The organism is Gimesia sp., from assembly GCF_048260065.1.
GTDB lineage: Bacteria > Planctomycetota > Planctomycetia > Planctomycetales > Planctomycetaceae > Gimesia.
Genome location: NZ_JBLXHC010000003.1, coordinates 319,509 through 336,898 on the forward strand (window position 1 = coordinate 319,509; position 17,390 = coordinate 336,898).

Sequence of the window (17,390 nt, forward strand, 5' to 3'; positions counted from 1 at the left end):
TTTTATTGTGCTCCTTTTTATTCAAACTACATTCATTGCTGGTGAAATCATGAATTTACGAGCCGTTACGGCAATCATTGCTCTTGTCATAGCACTTGCCGGTACCGTCTGGCTGGGTCGAGGTAATGGAGATATCCAGCCTGCTGCTCCTGCTCCCAAACAGGCAGAGACACCAAAGGGTCGCCCGAAAATTTCCCCCACCGGCCCCTATCCTAAAGCGGTCGTCGATAAGTCTCTTTACAACTTTGGCAGTATGGCTGTCGGACAGTCACTGTCTCATAATTTCATTCTGAAAAATGAAGGGGAAGCACCGCTGGAAGTCCAGAAAGGGGATACGACCTGCAAATGCACGCTCAGCGAAATGAAAGAAAATATGGTTGCTCCCGGCGAATCAATCAAAATTGAATTGACCTGGACTCCTAAAAGCCCCCAGCAGAATTTCGGACAGACTGCCACCATCTACACCAACGACCCGGAAAACAAGGAACTCAAACTGCAGATTGAGGGCATGGCGAACAATTTGATCGCTTTTACCGGAGACTATGAAGGCAGCCCCCACTGGTCTCTGCCCACGATGGCCACAACCGATCCGGTCTCGTTTACAGGGAAAATTCACACCAAATATCTGGACGAGTTTAAGATTCTGGGAATTGAATCGAGTAAGCCGGGACTGACTTCCAAGTTCAAGCCACTCACTCCAGAAGAATTAAAAGAAGTAGACGCAAAATGCGGCTATTCCATTGAAGCCATTGCGGACCCCAAGCAGTTTTCCCTGGGAGGTTTTACCGAGCGGCTCACAGTCAAAACAGACATTCCTGCTGATTTAGCGCCGCCCGGCACCGAAGAGACACATGATCATCCGGAAGGCCATGATCACAAACACGATCATGAGCATGCAGAACCAGGTGGGCCACGAAACTTTGTGATTCAGGTTTCAGGCAATCACACGGGGCCGATCCGGATTGTTCCAACATTTGGTGTTCATTGGAATCCCCAATCCATGGTTTTGAACCTGGGTGAATTCCCGGCAAAGGAAGGTAAGACTGTCATCCTTTCCATGTTTGTTGAAGGGACAGAACAGCCACTGGAAATTGTGGATCAGGAAATCTCCCCTGATTTCCTGGAATTTGAAATGAAAAAAGACGACAAATTTGAGTCGAAAACCAAACAGCGTTATGAATTGAAATTAGCCGTTCCAGCCGGTATGTCTCCGGTTTCTTTCGGGAAAACAAATCTCGCCAAGGTCAAACTGCAGACAAATCATCCGGATGCAAAAGAGATCCTCTTGCGCGTTCAGTTTATCTCTCTGTAATATTCAAATCCGGGAGCGATATTCCTGTATTTCAGACCACCAGTAACCAGATAATTGTAGAAGACCTTTCCAGGGCCAGGGTCAGATCCACTTTGACGCAACACCATGTTTTGAGCTAAGATAAACCATGAGGAAGCTCCCCCATTGTTTACTTTCCTCAATCACATCCACGGAAGGTCAAACTGAATGTTAAGTAGCCGAATTTCAACTCAGATTCTTCTTCTCGCAGCTCTGATGATGCCACTGCAGACAGCGTGTGAATCGAGTTCCTCACCAGAATCCAACGCCGCTTCTGAAGATTCAAAAACTTCAGATACCAGTTCAAAACCGCCGCAGGCATCTGAACCAGCTGTCGAGAAAGACTCCACTACTGCTGCGGCAAACCCGGAAACTCCTGCCGAGAAATCTCCCCAGGCAACCACACCGGTAAAAAAGACAGCAGCCCCCGCCGGTTCCGTGAAACCACTGTTTCCAGACTGGCCAACCCCCAAACTGGCGATCGTCCTGACGGGCGAACGCCACGGTTACCTGGAACCCTGTGGCTGTACTCAAAATCAGACAGGGGGCGTTTCACTGCTGGCCAATCTCTTCCAACAGATTGAAGATCGAAAATGGCCTGTGACTGCATTCGACCTGGGAGGCCTGGTCAAACGCAATCGCCGACAGAGTCAGATCAAATACGAAACCATCCTGGCGTCCATGAAAGACATGAATTACGCAGGCGTCGGACTCGGCCCTGAAGAACTGCGTTTTGGTGCAGACATCTTCCTGCAACTGCACAATCCGGAACCGCAGGCTCCCAATACCACTCCCACGTTTCTGGCTGCCAACATCCTCATCCTGGAAACTCCGGGACTGGGTAAAACGGCATTCAAAATCGTAGAAGTTGGCGGCGTGAAAATGGCGGTCACCTCCATCCTGAGTAAAAGTCATGTCGAAAAGTTTCCCGATATGACCTGGCAGGAACCAGCGAAAGTATTACCCGACGTGATAAAACAGATGCAGGCCGCCAAACCCGATCTGATGATTCTCCTTTCACAGTCAGAAAAAGAAGAATCCAAAGCACTCGCTGAAAAATTCCCCGAATTCGATATTCTGCTGACAGCAGGCGGCGTAGAAGACCCGATCGGGGAACCAACATTCATCGGTAAAACGATGATGGTAGATGTCGGCCACAAGGGAAAAAGTGCAGGAGTCGTCGGATACTATCCAGACCAGACTGACAAGGCAGATCCTGCAAAACGTTTCCGGTTTACTGTCATTGAGCTCGATAAACAGCGGTTCAAAGATACCCCGAAAATGGCCGAACACATGCAGTTCTATCAGGATCGTCTGAAACAGGAAGACCTCGCCGCGAAAGAACTGCCCATCGATCATCCCCGGGGCGCCACATTTGTCGGTGCAGAAACCTGCGGCGAATGCCACACGAAAGCCTATGAAAAATGGCTCACCACAGCACATGCCCACGCTTACGAAAGTCTGATTAACGGCCGCAAAGATCAGATTGAACGCGGCGAGAAAATCGTCTCTCGAATTTATGATCCCGAATGCCTGTCCTGCCATGTCACCGGCTGGCAACCCCAGGATGTGATCCGCTATAAAAGCGGGTTCGTCAACAAACAGGAATCTCCCCATCTGTTAGGCCAGCAGTGCGAAAACTGCCACGGTCCCGGCAGCGGACATATTGAACTGGTCGAAATGGATAAACTCGAAGAAGCAAAGAAAGTGATGCGGGTCACACTTGCCGAAGCCAAAAAGAATACCTGTTTCCAGTGTCACGATCTCGATAACAGCCCTAAATTTGAGTTCGATTCCTACTGGGAGAAAATCAAACATCCCTGGCGCGATTAATGATTCAGTAAGTACACTGACCGCTTTTTCCACTTTCATTTGAATGACTCTCGCCAATGCTGGAAGTCGAACAGAAATTCCGGATTCAAGACAAAGATCAGTTCATCGACCGACTGGCACACCTGGGGGCAACCCGTGGCGAGCCGATCGAGCAGCATGATTACTATTTTGCTCACCCGACGCGGAACTTCGCGGAAACAGATGAGGCACTCCGCATCCGCCGTAACGGCTCCGATAACCGGATTACCTACAAAGGTCCGAAACGGGCCACCATCAGTAAGGTGCGCAAAGAGATTGAACTTGGCTTTGAATCGGGTGAATCCACGTTCGAACAACTGGCAGAAATGCTGGAACAGCTGGGATTCGAGCAGGTCCGCACAGTCAAAAAACGACGCACTCCCTACGCCTATTCTCACCAGCAGCAAACGTTCGAAATTACGATCGACGAAGTTCAGGAACTGGGAACCTTTGCTGAAATCGAACTGCTGGCGGAAGAAGATCAACTTGCAGAGGCGGAAGCGGCCATCATTGAACTGGCAAAATCTCTCGGACTGACCAATCAGATTCGGCTGTCCTATCTGGGGATGCTGATGGATCGGGAAACGGAAGCGGCTTCCGAATGAGCTTCTTCAGATTTTCGAATCTTTCACCGCTTTTATTCCTTTTCAGACTGATGAGATTCTGAAATAATTGCCGACAGCTATAAATGTCTCATGTTTTCTATTGTGACAGGAGAAGAAATATTTTAATATATTTTTGTCCACAATAGACATTTCTTTTAAAAACCATGGGTCGAGACGGCGTTCAATAATAGCGTCCCCGCAATTCTCGATAAATTAGGCAGTTGCTTCGCCTGACGAACTCGAACTCATTGCGGGGCAAGTGCATATTATTGAAGGAAGACCTCAATGGCCGCAAAAGCAAGATCAAAACGAGCAACCCCTGCCCCGAGCACAAATGGCACCAATGATTCGGAAGGGATGCTGAAAAACGCCCTGGGACAAATTGAGCAGGCATTCGGCAAAGGCTCAATCATGAAGCTGACGGGCAGTAATGCCCGCGCTGTTCCTTCGATCGCCAGCGGAGCACTCTCACTCGACCTGGCTCTGGGTGGTTCAGGATTTCCCCGTGGTCGTATCATCGAACTCTACGGGCCGGAATCAAGCGGTAAAACAACTCTCGCCCTGCATGTGATTGCCAACGCTCAGAAAGAGGGAGGCATTGCCGCGTTCATCGACGCCGAACATGCTCTGGACCCGGTCTGGGCCAAAAAACTGGGAGTCAACATTTCCGAACTGCTCGTCAGTCAGCCCACCTATGGCGAAGAAGGGCTGCAGATTGCTGAAATGCTGATTAAATCAAACTCCGTCGATGTCATCGTGGTCGACTCTGTCGCTGCCCTGGTTCCCAAAGCGGAACTGGATGGAGAAATTGGTGATACGCATGTTGGTCTGCAGGCCCGCATGATGAGCCAGGCCATGCGAAAGCTGACCGGCGCGATTTCCAAATCGAAAACGACCGTGATTTTCATTAACCAGATTCGTGAGAAAATCGGCGTCATGTTCGGCAGCCCCGAAACAACTCCCGGCGGTCGTGCATTGAAATTCTACAGCTCCGTGCGTGTGGATGTCCGCCGCATCGCCACTCTGAAAGACGGGGATACGGTGACCGGCATTCGTATGAAAGCCAAAATTGTCAAAAACAAAATCGCCCCCCCCTTCCGGGTCGCTGAATTTGACATGCTCACAACAGGCGGAATCAATTACGAACTGGACCTGCTGGACCTGGCGGTAGAAAACAAAATCGTCAAGAAGAGTGGCAGCTGGTTCAGTTACGGTGAACTTCGACTGGGGCAAGGACGTGACAAGTCCAAAGTCATCCTCGAAGAAAACCCGGAAATCGCTGAAGAGATCAAACAGAAAGTTCTGGCAGCACAAGGAGTCGTGCCGACTCCTGAAGAAGAGCCTGAACCGGAAACAGAAACCGTCGAAGCCTGATTCACTACCGGGCTGCCCGGCTGAAAACAACCTGAATGCTAAAACGACCTTGATGCCCGACCGGTATTCAAGGTCGTTTTGCATTGGGTTCTAACTGAAAAAACAGTAAAATGACTCTTGGTCGATCAAAGCGGGAAGCAGCAGTCCCTTTCCGCTCCCAAGAACACTTCTGTTTCAATACAAGGCCCTGCATGTTAGATGTTCAACCAACAATCTCTGCCCCTGGTCGCCCGCGGTTAATGAAAACGTTCCTTACCGGAATCCTGTTGCTCCCGTTCCTCTGCGGTTTACCACTCCAGGGTCAAACACCGGACGCTTCTACTGTTGCCCTGGCGGTTCAACAGCAGATTGTCAAAGCCATTGAGCAGTCAGAAAACTCTGTGGTGGCGATCTCAAAAATCAAAATCCCCAAGCAGAAATTTCAATCGCGCATCCCTGCCCCGTTCGGCATTGATCCGAACCAGGGTTTCAGCATTTCACAGGATCCACAGGATCTGAATTTTATCCCCAATGAATTTGGCTCAGGAATCCTGATTCCGGACCCGACCAAACAGAATCGAGTACTGGTACTGACGAATTTCCATCTCACTGAAGGAGGTCCGGTCGCACAACAGTCTGCTATCCCTGAAAGCCGAATTTACGTGCATACCGCCAACCGGCTCGGTTTTTATGCAGAGATTATCGCCGCGGACCCGCGCAGTGATCTGTCCGTTCTCACACCGGTACAACCTCTCTCTCCGGAATACGCACGCTCGCTGACTCCCATCCGCTATGGCAAAAACAAACCCGTGAAAAAAGGCCAGTTCGTCATCGCTCTGGGAAACCCTTATGCTATCGCCCGCGATGGTTCACCCAGTGCCAGCTGGGGCATCATCAGTAATTTTCATCGTTATCCGGTTCCCATCTTCAAACATTTTTTGAACCAGGAAATTGCCAAGGAAGAAACCCTGCACCATTTTGGCACCCTGCTGCAGGTCGACACTCATCTGGACCTGGGTACCAGCGGAGGGGCCCTGCTGGATCTGGAAGGCAACCTGATTGGCGTCACAACCGCACTGGCGGCTCTCGAGGGATATGAAAAGTCGGTGGGCTATGCAATTCCCATTGATCAATCGACCTTGAGAATCATCGACAGTCTGGCAGCAGGTCTCGAAGCCGAATATGGTTTCCTGGGCATCGAACCTGGTACGCTGGATCGGGGTCAGGTACGTAGCACCTTTCCGGGAGCCGTGGGGCTGGATGCCCCCTTTTATGTGGAAGCTTCCCGGGTCAAACAGCATTCACCTGCACAACTGGCGGGAATGCTGCCACACGACCTGATCCTGTCCGTGAATGGCCAGAGATTGACGCATGATCTGGATCTGATGCGTGAAGTTGGTAAAGCTGGTGCAGGAAATGAGATAAAGGTTCAAATATTGAGAGGAAAAAAACCGCGTGAGTTGACTCTGAACGTGAAACTGGGAAAATGGCCCGTAGCGGATGATGAAGGGATTGTACAAACCCGCTATCGCCATCCTCTCTGGCGCGGACTTAGAGTCGATTATCCCACTGCTCGCCGGAAATATACATTCAGTCCGTTCAGTTATCCACCTGCTGTCGTCGTAACTCACGTTGCTCCGGACAGCCCTGCTCAAGAGGCTGGGCTCAAGGAAGGTGCCTTTATCAGCCAGATTAATGGACAGGCGGTTCAAACGCCGGATTCGTTCTATCAGGAAGCACAAAAAGTCAACAATTCACCGGTAACATTACTATATCTGGATGGCCAAAAGCTGATCCTTCCCCCAGCAAGCAATAAGAAACAATGAAAACAGACGAACTTCGCGAGAGTTATCTTTCCTTCTTTGAAGAAAAAGGTTGTGTCAAGCGCCCCTCTGATGTGCTGGTCCCGCGTGATGACCGCACCGTGCTTTTTACTCCCGCAGGAATGAACCAGTTCAAGGATCAGTTTCTGGGAGTGGGTAAACTGGAATTCACCCGCGCCACAACCTGCCAGATGTGCCTGCGAACCGGCGATATCCAGAATGTCGGCGTCACCGCCTATCACCATACGTTCTTCGAAATGCTGGGCAACTTCTCGTTCGGCGATTACTTCAAACGCGAAGCCATCCACTGGGCCTGGGAATACCTGACCGATAAAAAATATCTGGGACTCGACCCCAATCTGCTTTCCGTCACCGTCTACCTGGACGACGACGAAGCGTACAACATCTGGCACGATGAAATCAAACTGCCCGCGAACCGCATCAGCCGTGAAAATGAACACGAAAACTTCTGGCCCGCCGGTGCTCCCTCTGACGGACCTGACGGTGTTTGTGGACCGTGTAGTGAAATCTTCTATCACCCCAATGGTGGTAAAGACAACGTCGAAATCTGGAACCTCGTCTTCACTCAGTTCAACCGGGTGGGAGAGCCTCCCAACAATCTCAAGCCACTCCCCAAAAAGAATATCGATACAGGCATGGGACTGGAGCGGACCGCTTCTGTTCTCCAGGGAGTCCGCAGCAACTTTGAGATCGACACTCTCAAACAACTCTGTCTGGCAGCCGGCGATGTCGTAGGCACCGGTTACGATTTTGATGCCGTATCCGGACGACCGATCCGCCGTATCTCGGACCATGTGCGGGCCATTACATTCAGTATCCACGAAGGCGTGAATCCAGGCAGAGAAAAAGAGAGCTATGTCGTCAGGCAGTTACTCCGCCGCGCACTGCTGGAAGGATACCTGCTTGGTAAACACGAACCGTTCCTGCATCAGCTGGTACCGGCGGTTGTTGAGATTATGAAAACTCCCTATCCCGACATCGCCAAAACTGTGGAAAACGTGCAAAGCACAATCAAAGAAGAGGAAGAGCAGTTTCTGGGCGTTATCGAAAAAGGACTCTCCCGTTTTGAAGGCTTCCTGAAATCAGCCGAACAGGCAGGTAGTTCAGTCATCTCCGGTGAAGACGCGTTCGACCTGCACCAGACTGACGGCTTCCTGATCGAACTGACGGAAGCGCTCGCTGCCAAGAACAACATGTCGGTGAACCGGACCGAGTTCAATAATATGATGCAGCAGCACAAAGAAGGCAGCGGCAGCGGTGCCTTCCTGGACTCCGTCATGTCAGAAGGTCCGCTGACGGCGCTTCATAAAACAATCAGTGAAACAGACTTCAAAGGCTACGAGACTACGGAAACGGAATCCAAAGTCATGGGCATCATCGCCGAAGACCGACTGGTCGAATCGGTGGTCGAGAAAGGCCACGCTCACCCGGTTGTCGTTGTTCTCGACCAGACCCCTTTCTACGCAGAAGCCGGCGGTCAGGTAGGTGATATCGGATTCCTCGAAGGAGACGGAATCAAATTTGAAGTCACCAACACCCAGAAAAACGCAGGCCTGTATCTGCATATCGGACACCTGCTGACAGGTAAGCTGGAACAGGGACAGACTCTGACAGCTAAGGTTGCAGAGCCACGTCGTTCCGGCATCCAGCGTGCCCACTCCGCAACACACCTGCTGCATCATGCCCTGCATACGGTTCTGGGTGATAACGCCATGCAGCGTGGATCCAAGGTGGAAGAAGACATGCTCCGCTTTGACTTTTCCCACAGCAAAGCAGTCACTCCGGAAGAGATCAGCCGGATTGAAGACATTATCAACCAGCGCGTCTCTGAAGGCGCCTCGGTGACGACTGAACTGATGAAGTTGCAGGACGCTCGTAACCTTGGCGCTATGGCCCTGTTCGGCGAAAAGTACCCCGATTACGTCCGCGTCGTCCAGATGGGCGATTTCAGTACCGAACTTTGCGGGGGTACTCACCTTTCCAATACAGGACAGGTCGGCTTATGCAAGATCATCAATGAAGAACTTGTCGCCAAAGGGGTACGGCGTATCTATGCATTAACCGGCCCGAAAGCACTGGAAAAAACCAGAAACACAGAGAAGCTGCTGCTGGAAATTGCTGCTCAGTTGAAAGTCCCACGTCCCGACGATTTGCCGGTTCGCATTCAACACCTGCAGGACGAACTCCGCGAAACCAAAAAACAGCTCACTAAATTCTCCAGTAAGTCACTCGCGGGAACCGCTGATGACCTGCTGGAAGAGGCCCCCGGTGTGAACGATGTCAAAATCGTGGCCTATCACGCCAAAGATGCATCACGCGATCAATTGCGAGAGCTGGCAGACCATCTGCGAAAAAAAGGGAAACAGGTGGCCCTGATTCTGGGAACGGTCATCGACGGTAAAGTCGCGTTGATGGCTGCCGTCAATTCGGATCTGGTAAAACAGGGCCTCAAAGCCGGCGACTGCGTCAAAGCAGCCGCCAAGGTCGTAGGCGGTGGCGGCGGTGGTCGTCCCGATATGGCCGAAGCCGGCGGTAAAGATCCCGAAAAACTGGACGAAGCACTTTCAGCCGGCGCAGACTACTACCGCAGTCAACTGGAAGCATAATTCCGATTGAACCCGGACCTGGTTGCTCGAGCTACAACTTATAGAAGATTACGGCGATTGAGTTCTGCGACAACGCGTTGCACGATTTGTGAAACATCGTTGTTGTCGAGCTCTTCCGTAATCCCGGTAGCACAACCACCGATGGGCTCATTGGTAAAGCCATGCTCGGAGAGCATGCACTGCAATGTCCGACTCAGGGTCGAGATGTCAGTCTTCTGTTCCGCAGTGATTGGCTGTCGCCCCTGCCCCATCTGGAATCCACGTAATTCAACAGCAGCCCGGAATCCTTCGGGAAACTCTGCGGAATAGATCATCGTATCGAACAGGGTCAACAGGTCATACTGCACGCGGCGGGCTTCATCCAGTTGAGCCGACATCGTCAGGTCATATAACTTGCGTGTCAGCTCCGGAACCACTCCCGAACTGGCATTGGTCCCACCGTCGGCACCACTCAACAGTAACGGCATCAGGGCCGCATCCCAGCCTGTCAGAAATGAGAACTCAGGACGATTCGGTCGAACGGCCTGAATCATGCGAATCATATTAGGAATGTCGCCTGAGGAATCTTTAATCGCCACGATCTTCTCACACTCTTCCGAGAGACGCTGAATCGTAGGCACATCAATGGGACTGGCAAACATCGGAATGTTATAAAGTGTCACATCGATGGGTGTATTGTCACCGATTTCCTTGAAATAAGCATAAACCGAAGCCGGACTTAATTTGTAATAAAAGGGAGCCACAATCGCGACGGCTCGAATCCCCAGGCTATGATAATACTCACAGGCCTTGATGGTCTCCCGTACGTTCGCTTCAGCTGCACCAGCCAGAATCGGAACACGTCCTCGTGTCTGGTCAGCGATAATTGCGACGATCCGTCGACGCTCTTCTGGTGTGAATCGAGTAAATTCCCCCGTGGAACCATTGGGATACAGACCGTGTACCCCTTTTTCAATCAGCCAGTCGATATAACGTCTGAGTTCCGGCTCATTGATTTCGCCGCGGGAGTCATAAGGGACCAGATTGGGAGTAAAAATTCCACTGAGCTTGGATTGGGGATTCATTCTGGGAGCTACCTATACTTATAAACAGATTCGCTAACTTACGGAGTATAGGAAGAGTATAGCATACAAATCGAAAGGGCGACACAGTTTCAGGCCTCTTCAACCGACTCTTCTGCAGACTCTGGATCCCCCTCGGAATCTGAATCATTCGTATCGGTTATGCTCTCTTCAGCGGTTTCCTGATCCTCAGAAAGGTTAAAATCCTCAGCACTCACCCCGGCATCCAGGAGTTTCTGGGCCTCTGCTTTGGCTGACTTCCCATAAAACTGCAGTATGAGAAACAAAACCACCAGTCCGACCGGCAATAAAATGTAAGGTTGGAACCCGAATCCCACTGGAATATACCCAAATACAATTGATACGACAGCGACCGTTAATGCATAAGGCATTTGTGTCAGGACGTGATCCAGATGATCAGACCCGGATGCCGCCGAGGAAAGGACCGTTGTATCTGAAATCGGGGAGCAGTGATCTCCAAAAATCGCTCCCGCCAGTACGCCACCAATTGTCCCCAGCATCAGATGATGATTCGGATCCGCTTCATTCAAAGGGACCAGCAGGCTGTAAGTCAATGAGATCGACAAAGGCATTAACAGCCCCATCGTTGACCAGGAACTTCCCGTCGCAAAACTGACCGCAGCCGCTAGCAGAAATGTAATCGTCGGCATCCAGTTAGGCGAGAGGCTGCCCGATAGCAGTTCCACCAGCACGCCCGCAGTATTCAGATGATTTTCATCACACACCGTCGCCACGGCCCAGGCCAGAACCAGAATCAGAATCGCCAGGAACATACTCTTCGCGCCCGCAGACCAGGCCTCAACGCATTCATTGAGGGAGAGCGCTTTGGTAAAACTGCAAGTGGCAACAGCTGAGATAGAAGCCAGAAACGAGGAAATCAACAGCACCCGGTTCGGCGATGCATGCTCCAGAATTTTACTCATCGATTTTTCGAGCAACGGCTTCCCTTCCTGGAGCCGTTCCAGATTCAGCCGATCAATCTCAATGGTCCCCGTCCACCACAGCCCAATCATGGCCAGTCCCAGTAAAGCCGAGAGTGGTATCAATGCATTGCGCAACAGGTGACGGCGTGCCAGTTCCCCATTATCAGATCCCAGCTCTGCCTCAACGACATTAAAACGACCTGGTCGCACCAGCTGGTTAAAAGCAATCGCGCGAGTTTCGGCCTTAAGCATCGGACCAAAATCATTGCCCAGATAGGCGACTAACCAGACAAAGGCCAGCAGATGCAGTGGATAGAATCGATAAGGCAGACTGTATAAAAATGTGGTGTAGTAGTCTTCGCTGATTCCCAGGCTACTGTAAGTATCGGCAATATAACCGATCTCCACCCCCACCCAGGTCGAGATAATCGCGATCCCGGATACGGGAGCCGCCGTAGAATCGACGAGGAATGCCAGCTTCTCCCGCGAGACTTTCATCCGGTCAGTGAAAGGACGCATGGACGTTCCTACCAGGAGAGAGTTGGCATAGTCATCAAAAAACACCACCAGCCCCAGGAACCAGGTCATTAACTGGCTGTGTTCCCGCTTCGTCGCATAACGTGACAGACGATTGACCAGCGCCGCAGTCCCCCCGCCGGCCGACATCACTCCGACCATCGCGCCCAGAAACATCGTAAACAGAATGATCATCATATGGGAATAGCTGCTGCTGCCCGGCTCGACGATCTCATGTATCACAAACGTATCCAGAGTATGGACGAACCCCAGAAAGAGATTCCCATGTGCTAATATGACCGCACCGATCCAGATGCTCACGAGTAAGGCCAGAATAATGTTTCGAAACCAGATCGCGAGAATGACAGCGATGATGGGAGGCAGCAGGCTTAACCAGCGTGAAATGCGATATACCTCGACGGTAGCGGTACCGCGACTGTCTGGGTCAACAACAATTGTATCGGCGGTAATGAAGACCTTCTGGTTTTGTGCCAGGTCCGTTTTGAGCTCAAGTACCCCGTTTTCAAAAGGAGGCAATGCCGTATCAACGTCCCTGACCCATAATTCCAGACCGATAATCTGCTGAGGGCGACCCGAATATTCGGTATCGAGCGTTCCATCCAGTTTGAGAGCACGGAGCGTGACCTGACTGACGGGAATTCCGATCACGGCAATCGGAGGTGCTGTAATCTCGTAGCGGGCAGGTTCTTTCCTGAGGGGCACATCCGTAATCTGATCGGTCTGTGCCAGAAAACTGGTTAAAATAATCAGCAATGAATGAATTGCCGCCATCGTCCCTCAGGCTGCTAAATCAAAAAAGATTTGGTTTGGCGGATTACAAAAGCCTTCCATCACGCCATCCAGTGAACGTCCTGCTCGGTATATTGAAACCGATCCCAGTCTGATCTGCAAGCGATGATTTCAGAAAGCGGACACTTTCACAAATCCTGTCACCAGTTAATCCTCCGACGGATTCAGTGGCCAGAAGAGATGAAACGTCACGCCGCGTCCCGGACTGGTCTCAGCCTCAATCTGCCCTCCATGCAGATCTACGATACGCCAGCATTTGGAAAGTCCAAAACCAAGTCCACGCCCCGCCTGTCTGGCTGAAAAGAAGGGATCAAACAGATGCTCCTGTTCCTGTTCTGACAGCCCCGGCCCATTGTCTCTGACCTGTAGATGCAGCATCGGAATTGTATCGACAGTGGTTTCTTCTGCCGAAATACAAATCTGTCCTCCCGCTTCGAGCACATTCAGACAGTTCAAAATCAGATTACTGATCACAACTTTCAACTGTGTTTCATCCGCCCAGAGACAGGTCGTTCCCGGGAGTTCCACTGTCAACAGAATACCTGATGAGTGAATGACCTCACTCAGACTCTGTTGAACGTCATCCACCACTTTGGAAAGATTGACTGCGGCAGGGTGTGGCGCAGGTGGCCTGCCAAACAGCATCGCATCACCAATCATATCCCTGATTCGATATGCCTGTCCGCCAATCGTCGCCAGTGACTGCCTGCGCTCCGGATCGGTCTCCTGTTTCAACAGCATCTGCACGCGCCCGGCAATCGTGGCAACAGGATTATTAATTTCATGCCCGGCACCAGCAGCAAATTCCGCCATCGCTTCCAGCTTATCGGTATTCAGTAAAACACGCTGCCTGGCAATCGACTCCTTTGTTACCTCAGTATTGCAGGAATGGCACTCCTCGTGTTGAGAGCCTTGTGAATTCCCTGTTTGCAAAGCCAAAGCGAAAAGCCGACGGCTGATATCTGTTAATTCAGAGCAGAGAGTCATAATGCTTTCTGAATCTTGAGTCGAAAACAGAAACACTCCCGCCAGAGCTGTCTGCTTACAGGGAATGGGAAAAAAATGAACGGGGCTGCTGGAGATCAACTGAAAGGGTCGACCCTGCTCTGCAATCGAACGAGCCTGCTCAGCAAGAGAACGACCTGGATCAATCTGAATGGAGGCCTGCGTGAAGCAGTCTGCATCCGCCTGGGAACGACGAAATATTCCGGCGGTTAATTTCAGGGATTCCTGATCGAACAGAATCAGATAAGCGGCTTTGGCAGCGGTGGCTTCACACCAGACTGCTGCCAGCTCTCCCAGGACGGAATCCAGAGATTCAACCGGGATCAATGAAAACAGGCGTCGGTAAAACACATCCGGCAGGCCAAGGCTCACTCCACCGGTTTCGCTCGCCATCTGACGCTCCATTGAGCAGCATCCACGACGATCGGAAGCGCAATCCGATCGTCATGTCACTGATAATTCACCTGACTCTGAAATCAGCCGGCTGTGTGAACGGATTCCAGATTCAGAAGCGTACAGACGCGATCCGCCAGCTGCTCTACTTCAAATGGCTTCTGCATAAAGTCATTTGCACCGGCTGCTTTCAGATCGTCAATCTTGTCTGCTTCAACCATACCACTGATGCAGATAATTTTAACATCGTCCATGGAAGAATCACTGCGAACTCGCTGGCAGACTTCCTTACCATTGATGTCGGGCAGCATTACATCCAGAATGATAATGTCCGGATGATATTCTTTGACCATCATTCCGGCGTCAAAGCCGTTATTAGCTACGCGAATTTCGAAGCGGGAATCCGCTTCCAGAACGTCGCGGATCAACTCTACCAACTCTTCATCGTCATCCACGATTAAAGCTTTACGCTTTCCACTTTCCAGGGCATCAGTCGGAATTCCGTTGTCTTTCATAAACTTAAACAACACATCGCGCGGAATTCTACGAAAGCGAGAGCCGGGTACCCGAAATCCCTTTAATTGGCCTGAATCGAAACAGCGAATAATCGTTTGTTGACTCACTTTGCAAATCTTTGCGGCTTCGCCCGTGGTAAAGACCGTTTTCATATTGCTCATCCATCCTTTGAAGACCCGCCTCTAAGCTGCGGGAAAGACCAAGCGCTGTAAGGCTATTACAACATGCAATAACCGAGCCCCTGCGCAGAGGTAGTGATGACCCGATCATCAACACCGCTGCATGAAACTGAAATCTCCATAATCAGCCTCTTACCTATTTACCTGAAAATGAGGTAAAGCGATAAAAAACCGCATCCTCCAAGGTGCAGTTCTGTGGCCCGTTCACTTGCCAAACGCTACTGATTTTCCAGACGCTTTAAGTATCCCACATAGATACAAACGCCAAAACTTTCAATACCGCTTGACTTTACCAGTATTATCAATAACTCCGATTGTATCTATTCTGACGATATGGTCAACACGCATTCGCCATCTTGACTGAATTATTGAAATAAACGCCGACTGATCCTACACTTACACGCATTAGAAACCGGCAGAAATTAGCCGAAAAAGCAATTTCCAAGATGCGAACAGACACAAAAGAGGTGCAAAAACCTCCAGTGTAGCAATGAGTTAGGAAATTTGACGACCTTAGAGTGGTTTTTTCAGGTCGCCAGCCGGCTGGAACTATTTAAATAAAGCACTAAAACTGTCAGGTCAGCGGGAGTGACTCCGCTGATTCTCCCCGCCTGCCCGATATTTCGTGGCTTGACGCGGCTTAGTTTTTCCTTGGCTTCATTTCGCAGATTCGGAACCAGCTGGTAGTCGATATGATCCGGAATGTGCAGCGTTTCCACATTCTTCTGCTTCTCAATTTCAGCGGTCTGACGTTTGATGTAGCCTGCATACTGAACTTCGATCAGTGCCTGCTGAATGGCGCGATCAGAGAGTGGGATCGCTTTCAATTCAGGTTTAAATCCGCAGATCTCTTCCCAGCCGGTATCCTGACGTCGCAGCCATTCTTCCAGCGTCTGCCCCTGATGTCGGTGGCCGCGAATGAACTCCATAATCTGAGAGATTTCTGCTTCGTATGCCTGATACTGATCCCAGCGTTCCTGATTGACCGAACCGACACGACGACCAATGGGGGTCATCCGCCGATCCGCATTATCCTGCCGGAGCAGTAAACGAAACTCGGCCCGTGATGTAAACATCCGGTAAGGCTCATCCACGCCTTTTGTTACCAGGTCATCGATGAGTACCCCCAGGTAAGCTTCGTTACGATCCAGAATCAGATCCTCTTTCCCTGCAATCTTTAATGCGGCATTTAATCCTGCCAGCAATCCCTGACCGGCTGCTTCTTCATAACCTGTGGTACCGTTCAACTGCCCCGCAAAATAGAGCCCGGCAACCAGCTTGGTTTCCAGCGTAGGTTTCAACTGTGTCGGAGTCGCGAAATCATATTCCACCGCGTAGCCATACCGCATGATTTCCGTATTTTCCAGACCGCGGATGGAATGAATCATCTCATCCTGCACATCGCGCGGCAGGCTGGTTGAAATTCCGTTGCAGTAATACTCGTTCGTATAACGCCCTTCCGGTTCCAGAAAAATCTGATGGGAATTACGTTCGGAAAAGCGTACCACTTTATCCTCGATCGAAGGACAATAGCGCGGGCCGGTGGAGTTGATCTGCCCGGAATACATGGGAGCCCGATGCAGATTCTCATTAATCAGCCGATGGACGTGCTCGTTGGTTTCCGTCAGATAACAGGGCATCTGCTGTTGAGTCAGCTTTTCAGTCATGTAGGAAAATGGCTGGGGACGTTCATCCCCGGGTTGTTCTTCCAGTACGGAAAAATCAATCGTGCGTCCATTCAGTCGCGCGGGTGTTCCCGTTTTAAATCGCTGCAGTTCAAAACCCAGTTGTGCCAGGCTGTCGGACAGGGTTCCTGTCGTTCCCTCCCCTGCGCGGCCTCCTTTGGTCTTGGCTTCTCCCGTATGCATGATTGCCTGCAGGAATGTGCCCGTTGTCAGGATCACCGCGCGGGCCCGATAGGTCGCATCGCCGTGCACCTGCACTCCGCAAACCTGATCGTTTTCCACGATCAGACTTTTCACGATTTCCTGCCGCAGCGCCAGGTTGTCCTGCTGCTCCACCTTCCACTTCATGCAGAACTGATACGCTTTTTTGTCCGCCTGTGCCCGGGGGCTGTGCATGGCGGGACCTTTGGAAAGATTGAGCATCCGGAACTGAATTCCCGTCTCATCAATCACGCGGCCCATCTCACCACCCAGGGCGTCAATTTCACGGACGATCTGCCCTTTCGCCACTCCGCCAATTGCCGGATTGCAGCTCATCTGCCCGACGGTATCGCAGTTCATGGTTAGCAGTGCCGTCTTTGCACCAAGACGCGCTGATGCCAGAGCAGCTTCACAGCCGGCATGGCCTGCACCAACAACAACGACATCATAATCATACGAAACGGACTGACTCATGGTTCTACTTTGTGATA

General features: G+C 51.1%; 11 protein-coding genes. 6 read left to right on the forward strand and 5 right to left on the reverse strand.

All coding sequences use genetic code 11. The features are described 5' to 3' along the window. Window positions 1–49 precede the first annotated feature (49 nt). The 6 genes from ACN0YN_RS07395 (at window position 50) to alaS (ending at window position 9,589) form a co-directional block, all read left to right on the forward strand. Window positions 50–1,312, forward strand: coding sequence for a DUF1573 domain-containing protein (locus ACN0YN_RS07395; protein ID WP_417384365.1), 1,263 nt, complete (start codon window positions 50–52; stop codon window positions 1,310–1,312). Window positions 1,313–1,498: 186 nt separating this feature from the next. Next, window positions 1,499–3,163, forward strand: coding sequence for a multiheme c-type cytochrome (locus ACN0YN_RS07400; protein WP_417384366.1), 1,665 nt, complete (start codon window positions 1,499–1,501; stop codon window positions 3,161–3,163). A gap of 56 nt (window positions 3,164–3,219) precedes the next feature. Then, window positions 3,220–3,786 (forward strand): class IV adenylate cyclase, encoded by a 567-nt coding sequence (cyaB, locus tag ACN0YN_RS07405; protein ID WP_417384367.1) that lies wholly within the window; start codon window positions 3,220–3,222, stop codon window positions 3,784–3,786. Between the two features lie 285 nt (window positions 3,787–4,071). Beyond that, window positions 4,072–5,160: a recombinase RecA gene (gene recA / locus ACN0YN_RS07410; protein ID WP_417384368.1), complete on the forward strand. Its 1,089-nt coding sequence runs from the start codon at window positions 4,072–4,074 to the stop codon at window positions 5,158–5,160. A 239-nt stretch (window positions 5,161–5,399) separates the two neighbouring features. Continuing rightward, complete coding sequence (locus tag ACN0YN_RS07415) at window positions 5,400–6,965, forward strand: trypsin-like peptidase domain-containing protein (RefSeq protein WP_417384369.1); 1,566 nt, start codon at window positions 5,400–5,402, stop codon at window positions 6,963–6,965. Further along, a complete protein-coding gene (gene alaS, locus ACN0YN_RS07420; RefSeq protein ID WP_417384370.1) occupies window positions 6,962–9,589 on the forward strand; it encodes an alanine--tRNA ligase in 2,628 nt (875 codons plus the stop codon). Before ACN0YN_RS07415 ends, alaS begins: the two co-directional genes overlap by 4 nt. A 38-nt stretch (window positions 9,590–9,627) precedes the next feature. Here the strand turns inward: alaS and ACN0YN_RS07425 are convergent, their stop codons facing one another. From ACN0YN_RS07425 to mnmG, 5 genes are all read right to left on the reverse strand, one after another. Next, entirely contained in the window at window positions 9,628–10,653 is a 1,026-nt protein-coding gene (locus ACN0YN_RS07425) for a dihydrodipicolinate synthase family protein (protein ID WP_417384371.1), read from the reverse strand. A gap of 89 nt (window positions 10,654–10,742) precedes the next feature. Further along, entirely contained in the window at window positions 10,743–12,902 is a 2,160-nt protein-coding gene (locus tag ACN0YN_RS07430; protein WP_417384372.1) for a Na+/H+ antiporter NhaC family protein, read from the reverse strand. 165 nt (window positions 12,903–13,067) lie between these two features. Further along, window positions 13,068–14,318: a two-component system sensor histidine kinase NtrB gene (locus ACN0YN_RS07435; protein WP_417384373.1), complete on the reverse strand. Its 1,251-nt coding sequence runs from the start codon at window positions 14,316–14,318 to the stop codon at window positions 13,068–13,070. Window positions 14,319–14,401: 83 nt separating this feature from the next. Further along, on the reverse strand, window positions 14,402–14,986 hold the full coding sequence (locus ACN0YN_RS07440) for a response regulator (protein ID WP_002649167.1): 585 nt from the start codon (window positions 14,984–14,986) through the stop codon (window positions 14,402–14,404). 554 nt (window positions 14,987–15,540) lie between these two features. Next, window positions 15,541–17,373 carry a tRNA uridine-5-carboxymethylaminomethyl(34) synthesis enzyme MnmG gene (gene mnmG / locus ACN0YN_RS07445; RefSeq protein ID WP_417384374.1) on the reverse strand — a complete coding sequence of 611 codons (1,833 nt, stop codon included), beginning with the start codon at window positions 17,371–17,373 and terminating at the stop codon, window positions 15,541–15,543. Between the last annotated feature and the right edge of the window lie 17 nt (window positions 17,374–17,390).